General features: G+C 66.9%; 3 protein-coding genes. 2 read left to right on the top strand and 1 reads right to left on the bottom strand.

Annotated features, from left to right (window positions below):
• Nucleotides 1–145 precede the first annotated feature (145 nt).
• Nucleotides 146–433, top strand: coding sequence for a BrnT family toxin (locus A6A05_RS04265; protein ID WP_068497810.1), 288 nt, complete (start codon nucleotides 146–148; stop codon nucleotides 431–433).
• The gene (locus tag A6A05_RS04260; RefSeq protein WP_068497806.1) at nucleotides 414–704 is read left to right on the top strand and encodes a BrnA antitoxin family protein; all 291 of its coding nucleotides are present in this window, start codon (nucleotides 414–416) and stop codon (nucleotides 702–704) included. The genes A6A05_RS04265 and A6A05_RS04260 overlap by 20 nt, the downstream gene beginning before the upstream one ends.
• A gap of 4 nt (nucleotides 705–708) precedes the next feature.
• On the opposite strand, the gene A6A05_RS20645 is transcribed toward A6A05_RS04260, so the two are convergent.
• Entirely contained in the window at nucleotides 709–861 is a 153-nt protein-coding gene (locus tag A6A05_RS20645; protein ID WP_216635746.1) for a DUF7697 family protein, read from the bottom strand.
• Nucleotides 862–982: the final 121 nt, after the last annotated feature.

Genomic DNA, 982 nt, shown 5'->3' with positions numbered 1-982 from the left:
CTCACCCAATTGCATAAGGGCGCGGCGGAACACCTCGCCATCTTCAAGGGCAAGGCGGATGGAGACAGTGCGGGCGGTCATGGGGCAATCCTTGACGGCGGCTCTCTGTGGCTACATATTTGTATCCACAGACGGAGGGGCGGACGTGCATTGGACCTGGGATCCGGCGAAGGCCGAAGCCAATCGGCAGAAGCACGGGGTTTCGTTCCCGCTGGCCGCCCTGGTGTTCGAGGACCCGTTGCATCTATCGGTGCCTGATCCGCACCTGGATAGTGACCGCTGGCGAACCATCGGGCTGGTCGGCCCGGTCCACCTGTTCGTGGTCCACACCGGCCCGGAGGACGCCGCGCCCGGCGAGCCGGTCGGACGCATCATCAGCGCAAGACGCGCCACCGCGCATGAGAGGAGGGCCTATGAAGCCGGAACGCTCTAAACTGACGCCGGAGCAGCTCGCCGAGTTGAAGGCGCTGGCGGCCATGCCGGACGAGGCCATCGACACCTCAGACGCCCCCGAACAGCGCGACTGGTCGGGCGCCGAACGCGGGCGATTCTACCGGCCGGTGAAGCAGCATCTGAGCCTGCGCCTGGATGCCGACGTGATCGCGTGGTTCAAGGGGCACGCCACCGGGGATGAGGGCTACCAGACCCGCATCAACCGGGCGCTGCGGGAATATGTCCGCCAGCATGACCGCGAGGCCGGCTGACCGGTCACGCCTCATTTCTCTCGGCCAGTGCCTCGCGCAGTCCGGCCTCTGCGAACGGCAACAACAGCGCCAGCGCTCGTTCGTCGAAGCCCAGGGCACGGCCGTGGGCGAGCAGGCCGGCGATATCGAAACGGGCCGGGTCGGCGTGCATCAGCATCTCCCACGCCTGCCAGCCTTCGAGGGTGTGGGGTTCGTTCAGGTCGGTGGAGCGCCTCGACCTGTCCAAGCTCGCCGCCGTCGGCCTTGATGAAACCGCCGCCAAGCGCGGCCATACCTAT

This window comes from Magnetospirillum moscoviense, assembly GCF_001650635.1.
Taxonomy (GTDB): Bacteria; Pseudomonadota; Alphaproteobacteria; order Rhodospirillales; family Magnetospirillaceae; genus Magnetospirillum; species Magnetospirillum moscoviense.
The sequence above is the reverse complement of the archived record's forward strand: the minus strand, read 5'-3'. Positions and strand labels throughout refer to the sequence as shown.

What these genes read in the sequence shown, in the direction of transcription:
- A6A05_RS04260 (WP_068497806.1), top strand. Translation starts at nt 414, where the DNA reads ATGAAGCCGGAACGCTCTAAACTGACGCCGGAGCAGCTCGCCGAGTTG.
- A6A05_RS20645 (WP_216635746.1), bottom strand. Translation starts at nt 861, where the DNA reads ATGCTGATGCACGCCGACCCGGCCCGTTTCGATATCGCCGGCCTGCTC.